This window comes from Chloroflexaceae bacterium (assembly GCA_025057155.1).
GTDB lineage: Bacteria > Chloroflexota > Chloroflexia > Chloroflexales > Chloroflexaceae > JACAEO01.
The window spans coordinates 1-24,783 of sequence record JANWYD010000022.1 but is presented as its reverse complement, the minus strand read 5'-3'; the positions used below and the strand labels follow the sequence as shown (position 1 = coordinate 24,783).

Below are 24,783 nucleotides of genomic sequence, written 5' to 3'. Positions count from 1 at the left end.
TTGCTACACTGTCTCACACAGGGCCATACATATGAGCAAACGGGATCATCTATGGCACAGCGCCCCTTTATGGCAATACTCCGCCGGTTTCGTGGGGTAGAGTTTCAATTGCTTCTGACCGTACTCCTCTTCTTTGCCGCGGGTTATCTGCTGGTGGTCGTCGCGACGCGGCAGCGGGAGTTTGTCGCCAGCGTGCCAGGAGTGTTGAACATTCTGTGGCCCTCAACGCTTCCCCTGCTCCTGTTCATCGGCGTGTCGCTGGGCCTGAGCGTGAGCAGCCCGCATGCCGATCAGGTGCTCCTGCCCCTGGTGGCTCTGCTGGCCGGCTTAAGCCTGATGCTCACCGCGCGGCTTGAACCGAGTCTCAATATGCTCTACCGCTGCACCGCCGCCGACGGCGTGGTCTTTCCATGCTACGAGGGGGTAGCGGCCAAACAATCGCTCTGGGTGACGCTGGGCGTGCTGGGGCTGGGGGCGATGCTGTTCGTGCCCTGGGATCGCCTGCTCATCCGCACCCTGCGCCTCTCGCTGATTGATTTCCTCGACCACTACCGCTATGTCTGGCTGGCGCTGGGTTTGCTGCTGATCTTCGCCACCTTTATCTTCGGCGTCGATCCGAACAACAGCGGGGTCAGGGTCTGGTTCAACTTCGGGTTGTTTCTCTTTCAACCCTCGGAGTTGCTGAAGATCATTCTGGTGATCTTCATGGCTTCGTACCTGAACGAATACCGCGAAGTGGTGAGCGCGGGCTACCGCATCGGGCCGCTGACCCTGCCGCCGCTGCCGTACCTGGCGCCGCTCGTCGGCATGTGGGGGGTGGCAATGGCCACGATTGTGTTCCAGCGCGACCTGGGGGCCGCACTGCTGCTCTTCGGCGTCTTTCTGGCCATGCTCTACGCGGCGACCGGGCAGGGCTGGTACGTGCTGGCAGGGATGCTGGCCTTTGGCCTGGGCGCCTATGTGCTGTACCAGCTCGTGCCAGTGGTGGCCGTTCGGGTGCAGATCTGGCTCGACCCGTGGACCACGGCCCAGGGTAGCGGGTACCAGATCGTCCAGGCGATCTATGCTCTGGCGGCGGGGCGGATCTTCGGGGCGGGGTTGGGGCTGGGGGTGCCGGCGATTGTGCCGGCCATCCACACCGACTTCATCTTCACCGCCATCGGCGAGGAGATGGGTCTGGCGGGCACGCTGGCAGTGTTGATCGCCTACATCTTGCTGATCTTCCGCGGCTTTCACATCGCCCTGCGGATCCCCGGTCGCTTTCGCGGCTTCGAGCAACTCCTGGCGATCGGCCTGACAACGATCATTGCCGTGCAGACGCTGATCATCATCGGCGGCAACCTGCGGCTCATTCCCCTCACAGGCATTACGCTGCCCTTCGTCTCCTACGGCGGCTCGTCGGTGCTGGTCAACTTCATCATTGTCGGTCTGCTCATGCGGATTTCGGCCTTGAGCCGGGGGTAACGGGGGTAATGCCATTTCGAATAGCCGCACGACAACGAGCCCGCTCCTTGGAGGGAAGGCTCGGAGAGCCGCGGGCCCCGGCCACCCCTGCCGAGTCTTGTGGTAATAGCAGGTTTTGGAATTTTGATGAAGGGAGGCCGCGGTCGCTGCTGGCCGTAGCGCCATGCCAGAGGGTATACTATCTTCACTATAAGCGATTGCAACGTGAGGCGCCTATGGCTATGCAAACGCGCGCCGAGTCCCTCAAGCTCGTCCGCGAGGCTGACGGGCTGGAAATTGACCTCTTACCCCTTCAGGGACTGTGGACCGAGGAGCAGTATCTCAGGCTGACCGATCATACCCGCTACCTTGTCGAGTTCACCGACGGCCGTATTGAGGTCCTGCCAATGCCCACCGACAGGCATCAGACGATCCTGCGCTTCCTGTTCCTTGCGCTCGTGGCGTTTGTCGAGCCGCGCGGCGGGCGCGTGCTCTTCGCCGCCTTGCGCCTGCGCATCCGTGAGGGCAAGTTCCGCGAGCCGGATATCCTGCTTCTGCGTGACGCGAATGACCCGCGCCGGCAGAATCGCTACTGGCTCGGGGCCGATCTGGTTGTCGAAGTGGTGAGCGAGGCCGACCCCGAGCGTGACACCGTCGAGAAGGTGGGCGACTATGCCGAAGCTCAGATACCCGAGTACTGGATCGTCAATCCTTTCGACGAGACGATCACCGTGTTGACCCTGGCCGGCGCGCGCTACGCCGAACACGGCGTCTTCCGGCGGGGCGAAGTGGCCACGTCTGCGCTGCTTAATGGCTTCGCCGTTTCCGTGGATGAGGTGTTCGACGCTGATTGATGCTCTGGTTGCTTGCATCCAGCTCGTGCCGAACGTTTCGTCGCGCCTCCCTGAGCGGGGCGATTGCAAAGTCTTTGGGGCTTGCCCCAAACTCCGGGTTTTTCGCTGATTTGGGCAGCTCCGCCGCCAAAACCAGCGAAACATGACCGCATCAGGCGACTACGCTGCTAATTTAGTCTGTAAAGGAAGTTTTTCGCTAACCCCTGCTCCCTCCTCAACCATCCCCCGTTGGGGTTCAGGGGCGGACAGAACGCGTGAGCGCAGATACGGTGGATGGCATTGGGATGCGCCGGTTCACCCTCACTCCCTGCCCCTCTCCTGCAACGCGGGAGAGGGGAGCGCCGAGCCGAGCGTTGGGGCGTCCCAAAGCGGTTAGCGGCTGTTCTGGCTCACATGGTTTGTCCGCCCTTGAACCTGCCGGGGGAGCGAGTCCGGCTCCTCCCCCAACGGGGGGAGGTTGGGAGGTTCTCAGGTGTAGGGTTTTCCGGCACATCCTCGCGCCACATTCGCCATCCGGGGCATCGGGACGCCCAACTCCCCCCTCTCCACCGTAGGTGGAGAGGGGGGCGGGGGGGTGAGGATTGGAAGCGCATTGGAATGCCGAAAACCCCTTCTTGCTCGAAAAACCCTACACCAGAGAGGTTGGGAGGGGGCGGAATTGCCGGGAAACTTATTTTACAGACTGCTCATCTCTCGCTGGAGCAGGAATCCCCCCTTGAGCAACCGGCGCGGATCGCCTATACTGCGAAATAATCGCTGTATTGCATTGTGAGGAGGAGGCACGCCGCGCGCCTGACGATACGCCTCTCCATCGGGCGGGAGGCATGCGGAAACCCGGTTTCCCTATGTTCGGTACACAAGGAGGTGCTTCTATGACGCAGACCGTGGTAGGGATCTTCGCGCAGCCCGCGGACGCGGAGCGCGCGGTTGCTGATCTGCTCGCCAGCGGGATCGCGCGCGAGAAGATCAGCCTTGTTACGCCTCAGCAACAGCAGGAGCACGTGAATATCGTGGGCGCCAACGTCGAGCACGTGGAGGACATGGCCATCGGCGCCATCGGGGGCGGGCTTCTTGGCGGGATGCTGGGGGCGCTGGTGGGCATGGTGGTTGTCGCTATCCCCGGCATCGGCCCGGTGCTTGCCGCCGGTCCCCTTGCGGCGGCGCTGGGCGGCGCCGCTGGCGCTACAATGGTGGTCGGCGCGGGGGCCGGGGCGGTGGGCGGCGGCATCCTCGGGGCGCTCACCTGGGCAGGCATTACCCACGAGGAGGCGCTGGTGTACGAAGATCTCATCCGCCGCGGGGGCACCCTGGTGATGGTGCGCGCCGACGGCGATGAGCGCGAGCGCGCTACGGCGATCCTCCACCGCGACGGCGCCGCCGATGCCAGCGCCCTGGAGGCGGAGTGGCGCCACAAGGGCCTGGCATGATCTGTTTCTATTGGTAGAGGCAGGGGCCACAGGCCAGTGGCTCCTGCTTTTCCGAACCTGAAGATTTGGACACAGAGGCAACCACACGCGCGCACGAAATTGGTATGCCCAGAAGCCCCCGCCCTCCTTGCGTCGCTTCCCATTGCAGTCATCTCAGCGCGCCGTTGCGCCCTGCGTTTCGGGCGCCAGCAGGTCGCGCAATCCGTCGCCGAGGAGATTGAAGCCAGTGACGCTCAGGGTGAAGGCCAGCCCGGGAAAGAACGCCAGCCACCAGGCCGTGTCGAGGTGGTCGCGCCCGGAGGCCAGCAGGGCGCCCCATTCGGGAGTGGGCGGCTGCGCTCCCAGCCCGATGAAGCTTAACCCGCCAGCGGCCAGCAGCATTGTGCCCATCCGCAGCGTAATGAGGACAATTAGCGGCGAAGCCAGGTTGGGCAGGATGTGGCGCCAGAGAATACGCGTATGGCCGATCCCTAGCGCCCGGGCGGCTTCCACGTAGAGCGCCTGACGCGCTGACATGGTTCCGCTGCGGGCCAGGCGGTAGAACGAGGGCAGGCCGATCACCCCCAGGGCGATCACCGTCGTGTCCAGTGAGGGACCCAGGCGCGCCATCAGCACGATGGCAAGCAGCAGGCCGGGGAAGGCCAGCCAGATCTCCATCACCCGTGAGAGGATCTGATCGCTCCACCTGCCGTGGTACCCCGCCAGCAGGCCCAGCCAGATCCCCGGCGCTGCTGCCAGCACGACCGACAGCAGCGAGACGCGCAGGGCAATCCGCGCGCCGTAGAGCACCCGGCTGTACAGATCGCGCCCGAAGGCGTCGGTGCCGAAGGGATGCTCGAAACTCGGCGGTCGCAGGCGCAACGCGGGCTGGATCTGGTCAGGAGGGTAAGGGGCCAGGAGCGGTGCAAGCACCGCCGCCAGCGTCAGCATCCCTACCAGCACGGCGCCGACTACGACGTTCGGACGCAGGGCGACGCGCCAGCGTCGCTGCTCGTCCCGGGCTGCGGCAGATGCGTCCCGGTGACGCTCCATCGCACGTCCGGCAGGTTGCTCGATCTTGAGAGCCATAGCGATGTCAGAGCGCTTCGCGCCCCACCCTCGGGTCCAGCCAGGCGTGGAGCAAATCAACTGCCAGGTTCAACACCTGGTAGATTACGGCGATCAGCAGCACGGCGCCAACGACGACGGGAACATCGCGGTCAAAGATAGCCTGCACCACCAGTCGGCCCAGGCCGGGCCAGGCGAAGATCGTTTCAACAATGAACGCGCCGCCGAGGATATGACCAAGGTACAGGCCCAGGATGGTGATCACTGGCAGAATGGCGTTGCGGAAGATGTGATCGCGCCATACCAGGAGTGGGTCCAGTCCCTTGGCGCGAGCCGTGCGCACGAAGTCGGCGCCACGCACGTCGAGCAGACAACTGCGCACGATCCGGGCCAGCAGTGCAATCGCTGGCAGCGCCATGGTCACTGCGGGCAACACCAGATGCTTCAGGCTGCCGGCTCCGACCACCGGCAGCCAGCCGAGTTGGAGGGCAAACACCTGGATCAGCAGCAGGGCCACCCAGAACGATGGCAACGACTCGCCCAGCGTCGCCCCGGCCATCACTGCCAGGTCCAGGTATCCCCCCGCTCGGACAGCCGCAAGGGTTCCCAGGAGCAACCCCGCCGCCAGCGCCAGCCCCAGCGCCGCCAGCGCCAGCTTGAGGGTCGCTCCGAAGCGTTCGGCAAGCAAGGCGGCCACCGGCCGGCCCGAGACGGCCGACGCGCCCAGGTCGCCGCGAAGCGCGACCCCCTCAACGAACCGCGCGTAACGCATAAGGAGTGGTTGGTCGAGGCCCAGTTCGCGGCGCACGGCCGCCAGTTGTTCCTGCGAGGCCAGGTCGCCCGCCAGGGTCTGTGCCACATCGCCAGGAACCACATCGAGCAACACAAAGACGATCAGGCTAACGGCGAGCAGCATCAGCGCCGCCCCGGCAAGCCGCCTGAGCACATATCTGGCCATACGCGTTACTGTGTCAGCACCTGCGCTTCGTTGAGCAAAATGCGCCCCATCGAGGCCAGGTGGTAGTTCTGGATGCGCTTATTGATGGCCAGTACGTCCACCGGCACGTAGAGCGGCTGCCAGGGCGCGTCGGCCATGATCAGCTTCTGAGCCTCGATGTAGTACCGGGCGCGAGCGGCTTCGTCCAGTTCGCGGGCCGCCCGGTCGAGCAACTCGTCCACCTGGGGGTTGCTGTAGCCGAAGCGGTTGGAGCTGCCGATGCGGCTGGAGTGCAGGTTGACGTTGAGCACATCAGCATCGTTGCGATCATAGCGCCATAGCAACAGATCGTACTGCCCCTCGGTGGCCGCTTTCGCCGCGGTAGGCGTATCGTATTGCTGAATGGTCACGTTGACTCCGATGGCCTTCAACTGGCTCTGCAAGAGCGTAGCCACGTCTTCGTTCGGGGCGCGGGCGAAGGTTAGCAGAGTCAGGTTCAGCGGCTGGCCGTTGCGGACGAGCGTGCCATCGGGGCCGGGCGCAAAGCCCGCCTCGGTCAGCAGGGCGCTGGCGCGGGCCGGATCGTAGCCGAGTTCGTACTGCTTCAGGCTCGGATCAAAGCCGGGGAGGGCGGGCGCCATTGGCGCGAAGGCCGCCTGGCCTGTGCCGCCAAGGGCTGCCGCCAGGATCTCTTCCTTGTTGACCGCGTGCGAGAGCGCCTGACGCACCTTGACCTCATCGAGGGGAGCCTTGGCGCAGTTGAAGCCCAGTTAGATCAGGCTATTGAGGCGCGTCTCAATTGACTCGACCGAGGGATCGGCCTTCAGCTTCTCTATATGGTTGGGCGCATTCACGAAGATCAGATCGACCTCGCCCGCCTGCAGGGCCGCCAGTTGGTGCTGGCGTCGGGGATCACCTTGAAAATCACCCGCTCCAGGTAGGGCGCCCCTGGATTGGCGACCGGCGGCGGCGACCAGCGATAGTCCGGGTTGCGCTCGAGCACAATCTCGGTGCCTTGCTTCCATGAGGCGAACTTAAAAGGTCCGCTGCCCACCGGTTGCTGGCCGAAGGCATTGCCTGCAGCCTCAACCGCCGCGGGGCTGACGATCCCGGCGTAGGGGGTCGCCAGGGTGCTGAAGCACACCGCCGAAGGCTCGCTGAACGTGAAGCGCACCGTGCGGTTGTCAAGGGCCTCCACGTCGGTCATACTGGCCAGGCCCTCACCGGCCGACGTCCTGGCCTCTTTGAAACGCTTGAATGTGAATGCCACCGCCTCGGCGTTGAGCGGCGTTCCGTCGTGGAAGATCACATCGTCGCGCAGGGTAAAGGTGACGCTCTTGCCATCGGGGGCGATCTCCCAGTCTGTGGCCAGATATGGCTGGTAGGTGTTGTCCATGTCACGAAACACCAGGGTGTCGAAGATGTAAGGGAGGATGACATTCTGGCCCGAACCTGGGGCGGCGTGCGGATCGAGACTGGTCGGTTCAGCCGTGATCGCGCGAGTGACGGCGCCGCCGATCACCGGCGTTGGAGCAGGCGCCGTAGTGGGCGCTGCGGGGGCCGTAGTCGCCGCGACCGTGGCGGCCTCGGTGGGAGAGGCTGGCGCCGTGGTCGGCGCCGCAGAGGGCGTCTGAGCCGCCGGGCCGCAACCCGCAACGGCGACGAGCAGCAGTAGGGCGAGTACGCGCATGGTACGAATCCTGAAACCTCCCTCGGCTTCGTAGTACGGAGTCTGTTGTGCCTTTAGTCATCAATGCTAGCATGAGAATCAATATCTGCAAACCCCGTGCACGACGATGCCGAACGGTTCTGGGTCGTCAGAATGCGGAAGAGCGGAAACCGGCCCTGTGTCTGGTTATGAAGTCTTAACCTGAGTGTGCCGGCTTTGCGCCCGTGAAGTGCCGGGCAATGGCCGTGGCGAAGCCGTCGAAGGAACTGAAGTCTTCGGCGATTACGTCGGGTGACAGCCCCATCTGGCGGGCGTATTGGGCAGTGTAAGGTCCAAAGCAGCAGATCGCGCAGTGGCCGTAGTCCTGGGGAGTGTTGACCATGGTCAGGAAGGCGGCGATTTCAGCGGCGCTGCTGAAGGCAATCGCGTCAATCGCGCCCTGGCGCATGAGCGCCAGTTCGGGCGCATAGCGCGCCCTGTCGAGCGCGCGCGTCCGATAGGCTGGCACGCGGGTCGCGCGCATGCCGCAGCGTTGCAGGTCGGCGACGAAGGTGGGAATCACATCCGGTTCGGGCACGCCTTCGACCAGCGGCGCGGGTACGAGGATCGCGGCGCCCTGGATAGTGTCGAGCGCTGCCAGGGCCGTCACGATGCCGCGAGGACTGGGTTCTCGCGGTGTCAGGTCAACACGCAGACCAAGTTCAGCAAGGCGTTCAGCGTCTTTGCCGATCGCCGCCAGCCGGCAGGCGTTCAGCGCCGTGGTCGACAGGCCGAGTTGTTCACAGCGGTACAGCAGCGCCTCGATCCCGTTGCGACTGGTAAAGGCGATCCAGTCGAAGGTCTTACGCTGGCGCAGGCAGGCGTCGAGGGCCGTGTAATCATCGAGCAGCGTGGTCTCAATGGTAGGCATCAGGACGGGCAGGCCGCCCTGGTCCAGGATGGCGGCGGCGAAGCGTGGCGCATAGGTGCGTGGCGCAGTGAGCAATATGCGCCTGCCGAATAGCGGCAATGCCTCCGAGGGGCGCAAAGAATGGGCCATTGCAGGCTCTCTGCTTCCCGACTTCCGGGCCACGCCGGCCACGTCTCGCCGAGCCGCGCCCGATCCGCGATTTTAGCTGGTTTCTCCGAATAAGCAGTAACGGCGGTTTCAGGACCGGCCGCTATCCCGTGCGGGTAAAAGGCGTCCTGGCTATCAGGGCGCGACATCGGCGCCCTGGCCAGTCGCCCCTCTATCGGCTTGCCGGCTACCCCTTCACCACCAGCAACGGCTCCAGGCGGGCGACGATGCGCGCCAGCCCGGCCCGGTCCACCACTGCTACCACTTCATCTACCGATTTGTAGGCGAAGGGGGCCTCTTCGGCCAGGCCGGCCATGCTCCCGGCGCGCACGTGGATGCCCTGCTTGCTCAGTTGTTTGCGCAGTTGTTCTCCCTGGATCTGGCGCTTGGCCGCCGTGCGGCTGAGCATGCGCCCGGCCCCGTGGCAGGTTGAACCAAAGCTCACCGCCATGGCGTGTTCCGTTCCTGCCAGCACATAACTGGCTGTACCCATCGAGCCAGGCACCAGCACCGGCTGCCCGTAGGGCCGGTAATCCGCAGGGATCTCCGGCGAACCGGGACCAAAGGCCCGCGTGGCCCCTTTGCGATGAACGCAGACCCGCATCCGCTTTCCGTTGACCCGGTGTTCCTCCATTTTGCCCATATTATGGGCCACGTCATACACCTGCCGCAGACCGGCGGGCAGCCCGCGCCGGGCGAAGACGCGGGTGAAGCTCTCGCGCACGAGCGCGGCCAGGGTCTGCCGATTGGCAAAGGCAAAATTGGCGGCGCAGTGCATAGCTTCAATATAGGCCTGAGCCTCTGGCGCGCTCAGCGGCGCGCAGACCAGCTCGCGGTCGGGCAGGCTGATGTCGTAGCGTTGCACGACCTGCTGGAAGTCACGCACGTAATCGGTGCAGATCTGATGCCCTAGCCCCCGCGAGCCACAGTGGATCAGCACGACGAGCTGCCCCTCGCGCAGCCCGTAGGCCGCGGCGATGGCGGCATCGTGCACCTGCGCCACCCGATCCACTTCAAGAAAATGGTTTCCGGCGCCCAGCGTCCCGAGCTGGTCGCGGGCGCGATCGCGGGCCCGCGGGCTGACCCGCGCCGGGTTGGCCCCGGCCATGCAGCCCCCTTCCTCGGTGTGTTCCAGGTCGTGCTCGGTAGCCAGGTCGTGACGCAGGCACCAGCGGGCGCCCTCCGCCAGCACCTCGTCAAGCTCAGTATCACTCAGGCGAAAACGGCCCCCTCGTCCAGTACCGCTGGGGCAGGTCCGGTCGAGGGTGTCAGCAAGCTCATCCAGGTAAGGCGCGGCCTGCTCTGCGTCAAGGTCGGCGGCGAGCAGGCGCACGCCGCAGTTGATATCGTAGCCAATGGCCCCCGGGGAGATGACGCCATCAGGCAGGGCCATCGCCGCGACGCCGCCGACGGGAAAGCCGTAGCCCTGATGAATGTCGGGCATGGCCAGGGTGTAGGCCACCACTCCGGGCAGCGTCGCCGCGTTGACGAGTTGCTGAAGGCTCAGATCCTCCAGGGCGTGGTCCAGCAAGGCTTCACTGGCGTAGATCCGCGCCGGCACACGCATATCGCGACGAAATCCGACGGGGATCTCCCAGAGGTCCCCCCCCAGGGGCCGGAGATCGCGTTTGGTGATCATCACGGCGCCTCCCTAGACATCAACATAATACTCAGCCAGCCAGCCCTCCGGCGTTTCGGCCAGCCGCATACGGTGGTAGGTGACCGCCTTGATCGCTCCCCGCGGCGGGGTCGCCGGGGGAGCAAGACGCACGTCGGCCACGATCCTGGTGGGCGTCCACGTCGTAACCAGCACGTCGGCGACGACCGCGCCGGTGCTCTCGCAGAGATAGAGCACCTCGTTGAGCCACTCCACCAGCAGGCTCTCGGCATCAACGGCTTCGACGCTCACCTGCCGCCGCTCTGCGGGTTCGCCGGGGGTGGCGCCGGCCAGCGCGATGAGACTCCGCGCTGCGCAGGCGAACAGGGCCGCCGGGGTCGGCGCGCGCACGCGCATCCCCACATCGGCGGTATGGGCCAGTTCCTCGTAGACGCACTCGTTGTCCATAGCCAGACTCTGGCGCACAACCAACTTGCGGGATGCGGGAGACCTGCGCTCCACACATCCCGCCGCTACGGCGTCGTTCAGCTTCTCCTCATGATAACAGACCTGCCGCCGAATTGTGTGATGCTCTCGCCACGGCCTGTGGCAAAACGTACACGTCGCCGGGCGCTGGCGGGAGAAAAACCGGGCGGTTGAAAGGGGATGGGGACATCTGCGTTCCCCATGCCCCTGCCGGATGATGTGATACGGGATGCTGGATCGCTGCCCGCGGGTTGCCGCAGATGGCGTTCCGAGAAGCTCCGTGAATTGGGGCCGATGCGCTCGATGCAGGTCGCCCTACTCCACAGTGACGCTCTTGGCCAGGTTACGGGGCTGATCCACGTCGCAGCCCCGCCGCAGTGCCATGTAGTAGGCGAAGATCTGCAAGGGGATGACCGTCAGCACCGGTTGGAGCAAGGGCAGGGTCGGCGGCGTCTCGATCACGTGGTTGGCCTTGCTGCGCAGCAGTTCGTCGCCCTCGGTGCCGACGGCGATCACATGGCCGTGGCGGGCGCGCACCTGCTCGATGTTGCTGATCATCTTCTCGTAAATCGCGTCCCGCGGCGCGATGCACACCACGGGCATCGCTTCGTCAATCAGCGCGATCGGGCCGTGCTTCATTTCGCCTGCCGGGTAGCCTTCGGCGTGGATGTAGCTGATCTCCTTCAATTTCAATGCGCCCTCCAGCGCGATAGGGTAGTTGACCTGCCGCCCGAGGAACAGGGCATCACTGGCCCGGTAGTAGTGTTCCGCCAGCTCCTCGCAGATCGGCAGCGATCGCTCGATGACCGTCGCGGCCTTGCCCGGAAGTTCCACCAGAGCCTGCAAATGCTTGCGGATCTGTGCGGCGTTGAGCGTGCCGCGAGCCTGCCCAAGCCGCAGAGCGAAGAGATAGGCCGCCACGAGCATCGAGGTGAAGGCCTTGGTCGAGGCCACTCCGATCTCCGGGCCGGCGTGCAGGTAGATCGGCCCACCGTCGGCAACGCGCGCCGCCTGGCTGCCTATGGCATTGACAATCGCCACGCTGGGCACGCCCTGAGCGCGCGCCTCTTCCATTGCCGCCAGGGTGTCCACGGTCTCGCCGCTCTGGGTGATGGCCAGCAACAGGGCATCGTCACCGAGCACGGGACTGCGGTAGCGGAACTCGCTGGCGTAGTCTACTTCCACGCGCACCCGCGCCAGGCTTTCAATCATAAACTTGGCCACCAGCCCGGCGTGCCAGGCCGTGCCGCAGGCAGTGGCATAAATCCGCTCCAGGCGGCGCAGAGCGGCGTCATCGAGGGTAAGATCCTCCAGATGCACCTGTCCGGCTTCCTGATCAATCCGCCCGCGCAGCACGTCCATCAGCGCCCGAGGTTGTTCGTGGATCTCCTTCTGCATGAAGTGCTTGTAATCGCCTTTGGCCGCCGAGACCGGGTCCCACGGCACCCTGACCGGGCGGCGCGTGATCGTCGCCCCGTCAAGGGTGGTGATGGTCGCGCCATGGCGGGTGATCACCGCCAGTTCACGATCTTCAAGGAAGATCATCTCGCGCGTGTAGTCGAGGATGGCTGGCGCATCCGAGGCGATGAAGCTCTCGCCGTCGGCTGCGCCGATGACCACGCCGCCTGCGTTGCCCAGTCGCGCGGCAATGAGCTGATCGGGTTCGTCAATGCAGAAGGCCACCACGGCATTACCGCCCCGCAGTTCGGCCATGGCCCGGCGCATTGCCGGCGCCAGCGCTTCTTCCTCACGGTAGTAGTGCCCGACCAGGTGGGCAATCACCTCGGTGTCGGTCTGCGAACGGAAGTGATAGCCCATTTCCAGCAGCCGGCCCTTCAGTTCCAGGTAGTTTTCGACGATGCCGTTCTGGATAACGACAATCCGCCCGCTGGCGTCGCAATGGGGATGGGCATTCTCCTCGGTGACGTTGCCGTGGGTGGCCCAGCGCGTATGGCCCAGGCCCACTTGCCCGGTAACCGGTTCCTGGCTCAGCCGCAGCGCCAGGTTGTGCAGCTTTCCCACGCTGCGCCGGAGCTGCAGCCCCCGGTCGGGGTCGAAAATCGCGATGCCTGCCGAGTCATAGCCTCGGTATTCCAGTCGTTGCAGTCCTCCAACTACCACCTCGGTCGCTTCACGCGGTCCAACGTAGCCGACAATGCCACACATGTCTGTGTTCCTCCTGATGATGACCAAGGTATGCCCGCCCCGCACCGGCAGGCTGGCGCTGCAACCAGACTGCGTCTCGTCAGGGCTTGCGGGGCCGCACCGGAATAAGGCTGGCGAGCGCACAGACGCATCTCCCGGCAGCGGGGGCGCGCAGACGGTTATCCCGCTTCGCCATGCCCAATCGCAGGGGGTTCTCACGAGCGCGCAGCCATGTCCGCCCTCGCATCGGGCAGAGTCCTGGTATGGCGCATCGGTGCAAGCCCGATCAGCGTCGGGCGCGATGCGTCCTGGGTCAGGGTTTCAATTCGTGGGGAAATGTGATCGGGGGGTCGCTGCGGCTGGCTTTGTCCTGCCCGTTGCCGGGAGGCGTTGTTCCATCCGCTCACAGGCGGCGCCGGCGCCTGGGAGGCATCCGCTGATCTCTCGATGTTCGGGCCACCGGCAGGCGCCAGGCGGATGACCCGCCTGACCTGACCGGAGGGTCGCAGGCTGCCTGCGACCCTGTCTGACCCTTAGCCTCGCCTCGCGGCGAGGAACCTCCACCTCGTCAACTCCGCCATTGAGCGGAGCCCGTGCGCTTGCGTACAGTATGCTGGTCCGGTCTTCCTCCTGGTTGCGTTCCCCGCGCAACCTGTATTAGCGCGCATTGTATGGCCAAGTATAGCATGGCTGCGGCCGTGTAATCTGACAGGATTGTGACAGGATTGTCAAATGTCGGGAACAAAAGAAACATCCTCCGCGCCACCCAGAGAAGGGCGTGCCAGGATCGCGCCGTCGGCATGACTCTGGCCGGTCATGAGGAGGACACGTAGTAGCGCAACCCGGAGGGTTGCGCTACAGCGCGGCTCGGCCGGCCGGCTACGCTTGCGGTTGCCACAGCGTCCCAAGCAAGACAAACGCCACGATCGTCACGACGACAATTGCGATGGCGGTTATGGCCGCGCTGCGGCGCCGGCCCGGAGGGGTGGGCGGGGCTCCGGCAATGGCGTAGTTGCCGAGCATAACGCTGATAATCGCAAAGGCTACCAGGGCCAGAAAGGGGATTTTGATAAAGGAAAGCGGCCCGGTCAGGATTGGCGTCAGATAATCAATGCTACAAGGGACGCTGCCCACACACGGCGAGGGAGGGATGACCCCCAGGACTTCCAGATAGTGCGCCAGGGATACGACTATGCCGGCGAGCGATAGCGGCAGGCCGTACCAGTGGATGCCGCGATCATCGCGCACGATCCCCACCAGCAGGATCGGGACCAGCGGGTACATCAGGATGCGCTGGTACCAGCACAGTTTGCACGGGATCCAGAACAACACTTCGCTGAAGAACAGGCTCCCGCAGGTTGCAATGATCGCTGCCAGCAGAGCGATGTAGCGTGTGGCGGCGGTGAGCCGTTCAAGGATGGTTGCTGTCTCGACCATTGGCTGCGCCTCGCCCGCCACGGGCCGTTTCACCGCCTGCGCCATGGGTTTCTCCTTCGCTGTCCGGGTTTGCCATCGTCTCGCTGCGCAGTCAGGTGTGTGTCTGCCCGGAGAAGGCGTAGAGGGCTGCGCCTGGACAGACCCTTTCACCCGCTGGAGGACGGAGGATGCCGTTTCTCCTTGATGGCGTTACAACCAGATGCATTGTACCACGCATGAACGGGCCAACCACGGTGCTGAGGTGAAACAGCCGATAGCCGATAGCTCGCGGCCTGTGTTTTCATTGCAGCGGTCTGCGCCATGCGAACGGGTGTCTCATAAGCTAATCGTCATTGACAATGGTAATACCTTGCCGCTATAGTTGCTACGGCGCACATTGCTTCCATTTTAGCATTGCACGGTTTTCGAGGGAGGTTCCGGTGTCGGTCGAGCATTCCTCTCCCCTCGGTTCGCCATACGGCCGCGTTGATCAGGAGCATAACCGGTACGCATCGGTTTCTGAAAAGGCCGATCAGATTTTCGATCAGGTTCGCTCAGGGGGCCTCTCTACCGCCCATCCGAAAACGCCGCGAAGGGGTGAAGGGAAGATCTGGTTGATTGTCGCCCTCGCGCTGCTCGTTGGCATCATCGCCGCCGGTGGAGCGCTGGTTGCCTTTGACCGGAGCTATGCGGGCAGAATCTATCCCAATGTCAGTGTTCGCGGCGTGCCCATTGGCGAGTTGACACCCCAACTGGCACGAGCCACCCTCGAACAGCAGTTCGCTCCTTTTCTGGCCCAACCGGTGATCCTGACCTACGGCGACCAGATGTGGGCGCCCACGCTGGCGGAGCTGGGGGTGCGCCTCGAGATTGATCGCGCCGTCGAACAGGCCTATCTGGCTGGCCGGGGCCATGATCCGCTCACCAATCTGGCCGAGATGTTCGCCGTCTACCGTAATGGTCTGGAGCTGCCGTTGCATCTGACTGTGGATCAGGCCACCATGCAGGCGTATCTCCTGAGCCTCGCGGAGCGGGTTGAACGCCCGGCGCTGGACGCGCGCATCGCCCTCAATGGCGCGCTGATTGCCGTCACGCCCGCTGCCAGCGGCCAGCAGGTGCTGGTTGATGAGACGCTGCGCGAACTGACCACCGCGCTCCAGAGTCTTGCTCCGCAGACCATTGCGCTGCGCACCCGGACGGTGGCGCCGCGCCTGAGCGATGCAGCCGTTCAGGCGGCCCGCGAGGAGATCGCCCGTTTGCTGGCCGGACCGCTCACCATCAGCGTTGAGGGCGCCCGGTCGCCGGTAGTCTGGTCGCTTGAGGATCTGGCGCGTCTGGTGCGCGTGGAACGGCAGGAGGGCCCCGGGGGCGCCACCCTGGCGGTGACGGTGGATCGCGCCCGGCTGCGCGCGAAACTGGAGGATCTGGCCGCGACCACCGCAATTCCTGGCCGGTTGCCTCGCGTTGACTGGAATGGGGGCAATCTGCGCATCTTTAAGGAAGGGGTTCCCGGCCGCCGACTGGACGTGGCGCGGGCCGAAGAACTGGTGCTCGCCGCCTTCGACGCCCCTGCCGATGCTCGTCAGGTGAGTCTGGCGTTAACCGAGGAGTCGTTGCCTGTCACGGCCGCCAATCTCGATCAACTCGGGATCACCGAATTGCTTGGCGTGGGCCGCAGCGACTTTAGCGGCTCGGCGGCCTATCGCGTTACTAACATCCAGGCAGGCATGCGTCTGCTCCATGGCGTTCTCATTCCGCCGGGAGCAGAGTTTTCGTTTAACGAGACGATCGGTCGCATTGACGCCTCCAACGGCTTTGTTGAAGGGTACGCCATCGTGCAGAATCGCACTCAGTTGGAGTGGGGCGGCGGCATTTGCCAGGACTCAACCACGATGTTCCGCGCCGCGTTCTGGGCCGGTTTGCCGATCACTGAACGCTGGGGCCATTCGTTCTACATCAGTTGGTATGATAAGTACGGCTTTGGCGACTATGGCAACGGGCCGGGTATGGACGCAACGATTTTCAGCGGGGCTCTCGACTTGAAATTTCTCAACGATACCGGCAACTGGCTGCTCATCCAGGCCCTGGCCGACCCGAGCCAGGCCCTGGCCGAGGTGCGCATTTATGGTACCAGCGATGGTCGCAAGGTGTCGTTGATTGGTCCGACTATCACCGAGCGCATCCCCGCGCCGACCCGGCCGCGCTACGTTGCCGACCCGCGGCGGCCTCGCGGCTCCATTCGGCAAACTGACCGGGCCCGTGGCGGGATGACCATCCAGTTCACGCGGGTGATCGAACGTGACGGTCAGATTATCGAGCGCCGTCTGTTTGAAACAAAGTTCAAGCCCTGGCCCAATATCTACGAGGTCAACCCGGCTGACCTTGGCCCGGACGGGCGGCCGATCCCGTATCAGCCAGCTCCTACCCCCGATCCGAATGCAGCGCCCACGACCGATCCCGCTGCTCCTCCGCCCGCCGATGGTCAGGCGCCTGGAGCGCCGGATAGTGGGCAACTCGTGCCGGTCCAGCCGCCACAGCCCGAGCCGTTGCCGCCACCCGTCGAGGGCGACCCTTCCGCAAACGGGTGAGATGATCGGTCTCTTCGACTCCGGGCTGGGGGGGCTGTCGGTGGCGCGGGCGGTGCGGGCGCTGTTGCCCCGCCACGACCTGCTCTACCTCGCGGATACTGCCTACTGCCCCTACGGCCCGCTTGCCCCGGAGGCAGTGCAGGCGCGGGCGCTGGCCTGCGCCACCTGGCTGGTCGCGCAGGGGGCCGGTGTGGTCGTCGTGGCCTGCAACACCGCCACTTCGGCTGCCATCGAGACGCTCCGCGCCAGGCTCCGCGTGCCGATTGTGGGCATGGAGCCGGGGCTGAAGCCCGCTGTTGCCGCTACCCGGACCGGTCGCGTGGCCGTGCTGGCCACCAGCGGCACCCTGGGTGGCGCGCGCTTTCAGCGTCTCCGCGAGCGCTTCGCCCGGGGAACCGAGGTGGTGACGGTGGCCTGTCCGGCAATGGTGCAACTGGTGGAGGATGGGGAACTCGATGGGCCACGGGCGCGCGCGGTGGTTGCGGCGTGTGTCGAACCGCTCAGCGCCCGCGGAGTGGACACGCTGGTGCTTGGCTGCACCCACTTTCCGCCGCTGCGCCCGCTCATCGCCGCGGCTGCGCCTGGAGCGACGATCATTGATACGGGGCCGGCGGTGGCCGCGCAGACGGCCCGCATGGCCGCGGTCGCTGGCATAGGCCCTGGAGGCGGAACCATGCGCTGCGCCACCACCGGCGATCCCGCCCTGGTGGCCCCGGCCCTCGCGCGGGTGTGGGGCGCCCCGCTGCCGCTTGAAGGTATACGAGACCTTTAGAGCGCCATGCTCGATCCACCTCGGAACTGAAGACCTCACAGGTCTTCATTGCTCTGTGAACTAAGTCTTTTGGTGCCTGCCCCTTCCCCAGCCCTCCCCCGGCGGGGGGGGGGAGTCCGGCGCCTCCCCCCAACGGGGGGAGGTTGGGAAGGGGGACGGAAATGCCGGGAAACTTCGTTCACAGACCAGATCAAGACCTGTTAAGGTCTCCTGATGTCGGATATCTACGCCGCGCGGGCGGCGCGGCGCTGCCCTGTGCCGCAACTGTCTACAAAGGCGGCAAAGAGCCTCTGCCAGCGCGGGTCGGCCCCGCTCTGCAGGGCCTCAGGATGGCACTGCACGCCGATGACGAAGCCCTCGCCCGTACCTTCCACCGCCTCGATGACCTCGTCAGGCGCCCAGGCCACTGCTCGCAGTCCGGGGGCCAGGTCCCGCACCGCCTGATGGTGCAACGAGTTCACCAGCAGCCGTTCGACACCCAGCAACTGGCGCAGCCGTGATCCTGGCGCCAGGCGCAACTCATGGGCCAGATGGGTCCAGTCCTCACGTTCGTAGGAGAGGTTGTGGGCCAGGGCGTTCTCGATTTCCGACGGGATATCCTGGTAGAGCGTTCCGCCAAGGGCCACGTTCAGCACCTGAATGCCCCGGCAGATCCCCAGGACCGGCTTGCCCTCGGCGACGGCCCAGCGCGCCATCGGCAGTTCGGCGCTGTCCCGCAGCGGGTCAACCGTGCCCAGGTTCGGGTGAGGCTCGGCGCCATAGTTGGCCGGGGCGATGTCGCCGCCACCGGCGAGTAACAGGCCATCAAGGCGGTCAAACAGCATACGCAGGGTAAGCTCGTCAGGCACGGGAGGGATGAGCAGCGGCGCGCCGCCCGCGTGCAGGATGGCGTCAACATACGTCCGGCGATGCCCGAATGACGGCGGGCACCACTCCTGATCGTAAAACGTGCCACACGAGATCCCGATCAATGGCTTCATCGCTTGTCCTTGTTCTCCAGCCAGCGCGGCCACGGTGCCTTTCCAGAGCGACAGGGTTCGCCTCTACGGCACATGCGGGGATTGCGGAGGGTGGGGAGCGTTTCAGAACCACCGTTCCTCCGCGCGATTCGCGGTAAGGTATGCTTTATACGAGAGGCCTGCACCTTGTCTGTATAATACCACGCCCGTGCGGAGCGACGGTCCGCCGGACGTTGGGTGTGACGAAGCGGCGGCAGTATGCTGCGGGCTAATGAAGATTAAGAATATACACTGGTATTCGCCCTGTAGCTGCGAAGCCCGCCTGCGCGGGCTATACCAGATTCATTTCTTAATGATCATAAGCCCTTGTTTAGGACGTGGAAGCCCCGCAGGGGCGTTTATGAGCTTAGCCAGGGCTTTAGCCCGCAGCGTTCGGAGATACCGGATTTAATGTTAAAAGATCATCAGGCTCCGGACGGGCCGGCGGGCCGCGGCGCGTGCAGAACGGTTCGTCACACTCCCGGACGTTGACGACGGGGCTGTTGCAAGGTCGGTTGGCTGGCAGCGCGATGACCCGTTTGCGGGGATGGTTGCTGCGGAGTCAGGTGGGTTTACCACGGATCAGTTGCGGGAAGCACGAAGGCGAAGGTGCTGCCGACGCCCAGGGTGCTGCGCACCCATAAGCGCCCCCCTAGCAGGTTGATCAGAGGGCGCACCAGTGACAGTCCCAGTCCGGTTCCGCCGGCTTCGATCTTCAGGGGATTCTCGGCGCGGTAGAAGCGATCGAAGATGCGCGGCAGATCCTCGGCACTGATGCCCACGCCCGTATCGCGAATGTTCACTTGCAGATAGCGCCGATCAGAAGCTATCTGATCGCGCACCTCATCAGGCAGATCGGCGATGACCGGCTCGCAGGCTTCGACCCAGATCTGGCCGCCGCGGGGCGTATATTTTACTGCGTTGATCAGCAGGTTGTAGACAATCTGATGCAGCCGGTGAGCATCGCTGCGCACCAGCGGCAAACCCGGCGGCAGGCTGATCGTCAACTGATGGCCCCGTTCGGCGATGAGATCCTTCAGTTCGGCAATCACCCCGCTCAGCACCTCCGCCATGTGGAGCGAGCGCCATTCCAGTTCAATGCTACCGGACTCGATCTTGGTGAGATCCAGCACATCGTTGATCAGGTTGATCATGCGCTCGGTGTTGTTGTAAATCGTGGTAACGAACTCCCGCTGCGTGGGGGTCAACGGGCCGAGGTTGCCCATGAGCAGCAATTGCGTGAAGCCCTTAATCGCCGTCATCGGTGTGCGCAACTCGTGCGACATGGTGCCGATAAACTCGGTCTTCATCCGGTCGGCTTCGGTTTCGCGGGTTATGTCACGGAGCACCAGCAGGGCGCCGAGCAGCTCGGTATCGTCAGTATTCTTAAGCACCGGGCCGAGTGTCAGGCTGACAACACGCATCCCGACGCGCATGGTGGAGGTGAAGATACGGGGTTGACCCTCGCTGGTGAGCGGATGGCGCAGCAGTTCGTTGAGCGGCAACTCGATAATGCGCGGGCCGAGGTAGCGTTCGAGCAGGTCGTGCAGGTTCCAGAGCAGCAGTTCCTCGAACTTGCGCTGCAGAATCGGCGCCGCGGCCGCGTTTACTGCTAGAATGCTTCCATACAGGTCGCACACGATGACGCCATCGTTGAGACTCTGCAGAATGGCATTGATTTTACTCGTCTCGGTGCGTTGCTGGCGCAACAGTTCGGAGCGCCGCTCGTACTCTGCGCTCAGCGTCTGGAACATGTTGGCGTTGTTCACGCCGGTGGCGATAGCCCCGGCGCAGGCGTTCAGCAGCCGCAGGTAGTCCTCGTTGAAAAAGCCGGTCTGGTGGTGCGCCAGGGTGATCACGCCGAGCACCTCGCCCTGAAAGATCAGCGGCACCGCCACCACTGCGCCGTGTGGCGGATATGCCAATCCTCCCGGAACGGCAAGCCAGCGTTCATCGCTGGAGACGTCGCTGATGAGCAGACCGCTCCGGGTTTGAACGACCTGGCCGGCAATGCCGCTATCAAGAGGCAGGCGCACATACCGATCAACCTCATCTCCCATCCCAAAGACCGCGCGCGTTACCAGCACGTCACCCTCAGGCTGCTCGATCAGGAGAATAGCCCCCTGCTCGGCCCTGGTCACATCGGCGAGCAGCTTGAGTGAGGTGTTTAACAGGGTGTCCAGGTCCAGGGTGCTGCTAACCTCGGTGGATATCTGGTAGATCGTGGCGAGGCGATCCTTTTCTTCCTGGAGCTGGCGGGTGCGTTCGGCTACGCGGCGTTCGAGGTCTGCGTTCAGGGTGCGGATTTCGGCGTAGAGCCGGGCGTTTTGCAGCGCAATGGCGGCCTGACCGACCACGCCCTGCGCCAGATCTTGCTGGAGGCGCAGTTGATTGAGCGGATCGGGATCCTGCAGCACCGTTACGGCCACGACGTGTTGCCCCACCACCATTGGCAGGGCGAGCGCCCCGCAGCCAGGTTGCAGCCACGCCTCCTGCCTGGCGGGGTCAGGCAATGGGTCGAACTGGATCGTGCCGCTCCGAAAGGCCCGCGCTACCAGGTCGGTAGGATGATCCGCCCGCAGGCGCATTTCGGGGACGCGAGCTTGAGCGACCCCGATGGCCTGGCGGACTGCCAGGATCGGGCCGTCGGGGCAGGATGCGGCATCTGGTTGCCAGATGGCGATGTGGGCCACGCCGGTAAGCTGGTGGATGTTATTAACCACCAGGTGAAGGATGGCGTCCTCTTCCAGCACCGAGGAGAGTTGGCGAGAGATAATATTGAGCGATTGGAGTTGCAAGGCCCGCTTATCGGCGGCAGCAGAAGCCACTTCCAGGCTCTCGGCGATGAACTCGCGATCTTCGATGATCCGGCGCGTGTGCTCTTCCCAGGTTTCTACCAGTTCAAAGACCGCCTGCTCGAACAGGTCGCTGACCGCGCTGGCAAGGGCCAGGGCGGCAGCCGCATCGCTTACGCTGGCGTCGATCAGGGCTATGGTGCTCTGCCGGAGGGCGCGGGCCAGAGCGATGCTCGCGGCCACTCCTCCGTGGCTCTGGGTGGCAGCCGGCAGGCGCAACTGCTCGATCAGGGCGGCGCTATCACCGTGAGCCGCGGCGATCAGCGCCGTAAGGAGATCTGCCGGCGCGACCGCCGCCGGCGCGAGCGCGGCGATAGTGGGCGTGCTGGCGACGCCATTGCCCGTTCCGAAACCACGCGCGGCCCAGTTGTCGAGCAAATGGAGACGATGGGCCTGGAGCCAGGCCGCAAGGTCGTTGTACATCGTTATCTATCCGTTGATGCGCACCACCACCACGCTGGCATCATCGTGGTCCTTCGCGTAGCGACGCACAATACTCTCGGCCAGGCTCTGGGGGTCCTCGGCGCTTTCGGGGGCAGTTGACTGGATAAAATCGCTCGATATTCCATCGGTGTATAGCACGAACGTGTCACCCGGATGGTAACTATAGGCGAGCTTGAGCAAACTTGGCAGCCGGTAGCCGACGATGCCATTTTTTGAAATGGGTTTGATCGGAACCGCGCTGTACACCTGCACGCCGATGTTTCCAACCCCTACAAAGCTGACGCTCCGCTGCTGCAAGTTGTAGCTCAACACCGCCATAACGACGCCCCGGGTGCCTCGCAGCGCCAGGTGGGCGCGCTGGATCAACTCAGCCGGATCCTGGGCCGGGGCGCTGCGGATCACCGCGGCGGCGCTCCGGGCCGCGAATGCCGCCCCTTCGCCGCCGCCAAGCCCGTCAATCAGTGAAACCGCCAGCCCGTGGGGGCTAAACGGTTCAATGACATACGCATCCCCGCTGATCTCCTGGCCTTGTTTTGGCCGGTTGCTTGCCCCCCACTCAACATCCATAAATGCTGCTCCGCCGTGGCCGGATGACCCATTTGACGGCCCGGATCCACGTGCCTACCCCCACCGTCGACTCAATCGCGAACGCATCCATCAGCCGGCGCACCCCCGGCAAACCGGCGCCCAGGCCGTGAGCGGTACTGTAGCCATCCTGCAACGCCAGTTCCACATCGGCGATGCCCGGGCCATTGTCGCGCGATTCGATTACCAGTCCAGGGCCATAGCTTGGATCGTTCACCTGGCTGAAGGTAAGCCTTCCGCCGCCTGCGTGGACGATCAGATTGCGCGCCAGTTCCGTGGTGGCGATCTCAATGCGCGCCCGGTCAGCCGGGGAGAATCCCATGGCGGTCGCCAGATCACGCACACGGCTCAAGGCGACGTATACATCACCGGTTTGCTGGATCGGGCAAATGATGGACATCGCTGGGTTTACCCGTGCAGAATGCCAATCGCGCCGGTGGGCGGCTGCTGGCCAGGTGGCGCTTGCCTGCGCATTATAGCACCCGGAGCGTACCATAGCTTACTCCACCTGCGGTGGGCGCGGGCGCCTCTGTTACGACCCGATTGCCTGGTTCGCTCACCTGGAGCGCGGCATGCGGTAGGTGTCGGTATCGAGACTGATGGTGACGGGGCCTTCATTGACCAGGGCGACGCGCATCATTGCGCCGAAGACCCCGGTTTCCACCGTGACGCCCAGGGCGCGCAGGGCGGCGCAGTAGGCGTTGACCAGCGGTTCGGCTTCGTCAGGAGGGGCCGCGCCGGTGAAGCTGGGGCGCCGGCCCTTGCGCGTATCGGCGTACAGGGTAAACTGCGAGATGACCAGGGCGCTGCCGCCGGTGTCGAGCAAAGAGCGGTTGAACTTCCCCGCCTCGTCAGCGAAGATCCGCAGATAAGCGGTCTTCTCTGCCAGAAGCTGCGCCTCGGCCTCGGTATCGCCCTGGCCGACGCCAAGCAGCACCAGCACCCCCGGGCCGATGCGCCCCACAATCTGGCCTTCGACTTCGACCGAGGCTGTGCTGACCCGCTGGATGATCGCTCGCATGATGCACGCGGCTGCGGCGAACCCGTTCCGGGGATCGGTGCGTGGTTGCCGGTATCCGGACGCGCCAGCCCGGAGGACGCCAACGACTAACATCGGCAATCGTGAGCACTGACCGGAGTGCTTGATCTGCAGAGGACCCTGCGCCATGTGGCGCGCTGCGCTCGCGTCGCCATCATTGCGGGTCAATCGTTTCGAGAAACGCTATAAAAACCAAATTCCAAATCGCGCTACCCGCTCCTGGCGGGCGCCGGGGTCGCCTCTGGCGCGATGGTGGCGAAAACGAGCCGCCCGGTCTGTGTCTGGTGCAGGCGCGTCACGATTACTTCGGCGGTCTGCCCGATCAGGTGGCGCGCATCTTCGACGATGACCGGCGTGCCGTCTTCGAGATAGCCAACGCCCTGCTGGCGCGCGTTGCCCTCGTTGCGGATCAGCACGTGCAGGCGCTGGTCCTGGAGCACCGGCGGGCGCACGGCCTCGCTAAGCTGGTTGAGGCTGAGCACCCGCACCCCCTGCAGGCCGGCGATGCGGTTGAGGTTGAAGTCGTTGCTGATGATCGGGCAGGAGTACTGGCGGGCCAGGGCGATCAGCTTGTCATCGACCTTGCTGGCCCCTGCGACCTCGACGTTGAGCACCTCCACCGGCAGGGGCGACTGGCGCTGCATTTCGTTGAGCAGGTCGAGGCCGCGCCGTCCCTTGCTGCGGCGCAGGTCGTCGCTGGAATCGGCGAGTTGCTGCAATTCAGCCAGCACGAAGCTCGGCACCAGGAGTGTGCCTTCAAGAAAGCCGGTGCGGGCGACGGCAGCGATGCGCCCGTCAATGATGGCGCTGGTGTCGAGTAACAGACGCCGCTCGGCGGGGCGGGGCTGCGCCATGGCGGCCGGGCGCAGCGAACGCAGCAGATCGCTCAGATCACGCTTGCGCATAGCGAAGATCGTTCCGCCGACATAGGCGCAGACCAGGGCGCAGGCCAGGGGCAGGTACTGCCCGAAGGGGCGCGGCAACGAGGCCAGGGGGACGGCAAGCAGCACAGCGAAGACCAGGCCGATCAGCACTCCCGCGCCAATGATCAGCAGATCGGGCAGGGGCACGTGGCGCGAGCGCCGCAGCAACTCCTCCACCGGCTCGATAGTCAGGCGCGGTGTGACGAGCAGCCCCAGACCGGCGCCGGCGAGCATCAACAACTGGGTCGCAAACACCTGCATCTCATCCGGCTGCGGGTTGGATAGCGACCGGCCCACTGACCAGCCGATGTATGCCAGGCTGAGCATCCCCACGATGCGAACGATGAAGTTGAGACTGACCTTACGCCCCGGCCCGCCGGATGGGAGCGTTCGGGACGGTATTGCCCCTCCGGGGGAGTCCTTTTTCATACCGGTGTTGGAAAATGCGCCGCTAAGTACTCTGTGAACGAAGTTTTTCGGTAACTCCGCCCCCTCCTCAGC

20 protein-coding genes are annotated in these 24,783 nt (G+C 64.6%); 5 read left to right on the top strand and 15 right to left on the bottom strand.

Translation table 11 applies throughout. The features are described 5' to 3' along the window. The first annotated feature begins 51 nt into the window (after positions 1-51). The 3 genes from NZU74_17520 (at position 52) to NZU74_17510 (ending at position 3,724) form a co-directional block, all read left to right on the top strand. Complete coding sequence (locus NZU74_17520) at positions 52-1,464, top strand: FtsW/RodA/SpoVE family cell cycle protein (protein ID MCS6883134.1); 1,413 nt, start codon at positions 52-54, stop codon at positions 1,462-1,464. A 215-nt stretch (positions 1,465-1,679) separates the two neighbouring features. Then, positions 1,680-2,297, top strand: coding sequence for a Uma2 family endonuclease (locus NZU74_17515; GenBank protein MCS6883133.1), 618 nt, complete (start codon positions 1,680-1,682; stop codon positions 2,295-2,297). Between the two features lie 872 nt (positions 2,298-3,169). Continuing rightward, positions 3,170-3,724: a hypothetical protein gene (locus tag NZU74_17510; protein ID MCS6883132.1), complete on the top strand. Its 555-nt coding sequence runs from the start codon at positions 3,170-3,172 to the stop codon at positions 3,722-3,724. Between the two features lie 153 nt (positions 3,725-3,877). On the opposite strand, the gene NZU74_17505 is transcribed toward NZU74_17510, so the two are convergent. From NZU74_17505 to NZU74_17465, 9 genes are all read right to left on the bottom strand, one after another. Further along, a complete protein-coding gene (locus tag NZU74_17505; protein ID MCS6883131.1) occupies positions 3,878-4,792 on the bottom strand; it encodes an ABC transporter permease in 915 nt (304 codons plus the stop codon). Positions 4,793-4,799: 7 nt separating this feature from the next. Next, positions 4,800-5,729, bottom strand: a complete 930-nt coding sequence (locus NZU74_17500; GenBank protein MCS6883130.1) for an ABC transporter permease — start codon at positions 5,727-5,729, stop codon at positions 4,800-4,802. Between the two features lie 5 nt (positions 5,730-5,734). After that, entirely contained in the window at positions 5,735-6,478 is a 744-nt protein-coding gene (locus NZU74_17495; protein MCS6883129.1) for an ABC transporter substrate-binding protein, read from the bottom strand. 89 nt (positions 6,479-6,567) lie between these two features. Further along, complete coding sequence (locus NZU74_17490) at positions 6,568-7,398, bottom strand: ABC transporter substrate-binding protein (protein MCS6883128.1); 831 nt, start codon at positions 7,396-7,398, stop codon at positions 6,568-6,570. A 175-nt stretch (positions 7,399-7,573) separates the two neighbouring features. After that, positions 7,574-8,416 carry a uroporphyrinogen-III synthase gene (locus tag NZU74_17485; protein MCS6883127.1) on the bottom strand — a complete coding sequence of 281 codons (843 nt, stop codon included), beginning with the start codon at positions 8,414-8,416 and terminating at the stop codon, positions 7,574-7,576. A 205-nt stretch (positions 8,417-8,621) separates the two neighbouring features. Then, complete coding sequence (locus tag NZU74_17480; GenBank protein ID MCS6883126.1) at positions 8,622-10,001, bottom strand: RtcB family protein; 1,380 nt, start codon at positions 9,999-10,001, stop codon at positions 8,622-8,624. Positions 10,002-10,085: 84 nt separating this feature from the next. Continuing rightward, positions 10,086-10,499 carry an archease gene (locus tag NZU74_17475; GenBank protein ID MCS6883125.1) on the bottom strand — a complete coding sequence of 138 codons (414 nt, stop codon included), beginning with the start codon at positions 10,497-10,499 and terminating at the stop codon, positions 10,086-10,088. Positions 10,500-10,832: 333 nt separating this feature from the next. Continuing rightward, positions 10,833-12,683: a glutamine--fructose-6-phosphate transaminase (isomerizing) gene (glmS, locus tag NZU74_17470; protein ID MCS6883124.1), complete on the bottom strand. Its 1,851-nt coding sequence runs from the start codon at positions 12,681-12,683 to the stop codon at positions 10,833-10,835. Positions 12,684-13,541: 858 nt separating this feature from the next. Beyond that, on the bottom strand, positions 13,542-14,144 hold the full coding sequence (locus NZU74_17465) for a disulfide bond formation protein B (GenBank protein ID MCS6883123.1): 603 nt from the start codon (positions 14,142-14,144) through the stop codon (positions 13,542-13,544). A 548-nt stretch (positions 14,145-14,692) separates the two neighbouring features. On the opposite strand from NZU74_17465, the gene NZU74_17460 reads away from it, so the two are divergent. Together NZU74_17460 and murI are read left to right on the top strand one after the other, a co-directional pair. Beyond that, positions 14,693-16,666: a VanW family protein gene (locus NZU74_17460; GenBank protein ID MCS6883122.1), complete on the top strand. Its 1,974-nt coding sequence runs from the start codon at positions 14,693-14,695 to the stop codon at positions 16,664-16,666. A 1-nt stretch (position 16,667) separates the two neighbouring features. Beyond that, positions 16,668-17,438: a glutamate racemase gene (gene murI, locus NZU74_17455; GenBank protein ID MCS6883121.1), complete on the top strand. Its 771-nt coding sequence runs from the start codon at positions 16,668-16,670 to the stop codon at positions 17,436-17,438. Positions 17,439-17,662: 224 nt separating this feature from the next. Here the strand turns inward: murI and NZU74_17450 are convergent, their stop codons facing one another. The 6 genes from NZU74_17450 to NZU74_17425 form a co-directional block, all read right to left on the bottom strand. Continuing rightward, on the bottom strand, positions 17,663-18,418 hold the full coding sequence (locus NZU74_17450) for a gamma-glutamyl-gamma-aminobutyrate hydrolase family protein (GenBank protein ID MCS6883120.1): 756 nt from the start codon (positions 18,416-18,418) through the stop codon (positions 17,663-17,665). A 590-nt stretch (positions 18,419-19,008) separates the two neighbouring features. Next, positions 19,009-21,714, bottom strand: a complete 2,706-nt coding sequence (locus NZU74_17445) for an ATP-binding protein (protein MCS6883119.1) — start codon at positions 21,712-21,714, stop codon at positions 19,009-19,011. Positions 21,715-21,720: 6 nt separating this feature from the next. Further along, on the bottom strand, positions 21,721-22,302 hold the full coding sequence (locus NZU74_17440; GenBank protein MCS6883118.1) for a serine/threonine-protein phosphatase: 582 nt from the start codon (positions 22,300-22,302) through the stop codon (positions 21,721-21,723). Then, positions 22,292-22,720 (bottom strand): anti-sigma regulatory factor, encoded by a 429-nt coding sequence (locus tag NZU74_17435; protein ID MCS6883117.1) that lies wholly within the window; start codon positions 22,718-22,720, stop codon positions 22,292-22,294. Before NZU74_17435 ends, NZU74_17440 begins: the two co-directional genes overlap by 11 nt. A 156-nt stretch (positions 22,721-22,876) precedes the next feature. Beyond that, positions 22,877-23,341 carry a D-aminoacyl-tRNA deacylase gene (dtd, locus tag NZU74_17430; GenBank protein MCS6883116.1) on the bottom strand — a complete coding sequence of 155 codons (465 nt, stop codon included), beginning with the start codon at positions 23,339-23,341 and terminating at the stop codon, positions 22,877-22,879. Positions 23,342-23,568: 227 nt separating this feature from the next. Further along, entirely contained in the window at positions 23,569-24,711 is a 1,143-nt protein-coding gene (locus NZU74_17425; GenBank protein MCS6883115.1) for a twitching motility protein PilT, read from the bottom strand. Positions 24,712-24,783 lie beyond the last annotated feature (72 nt).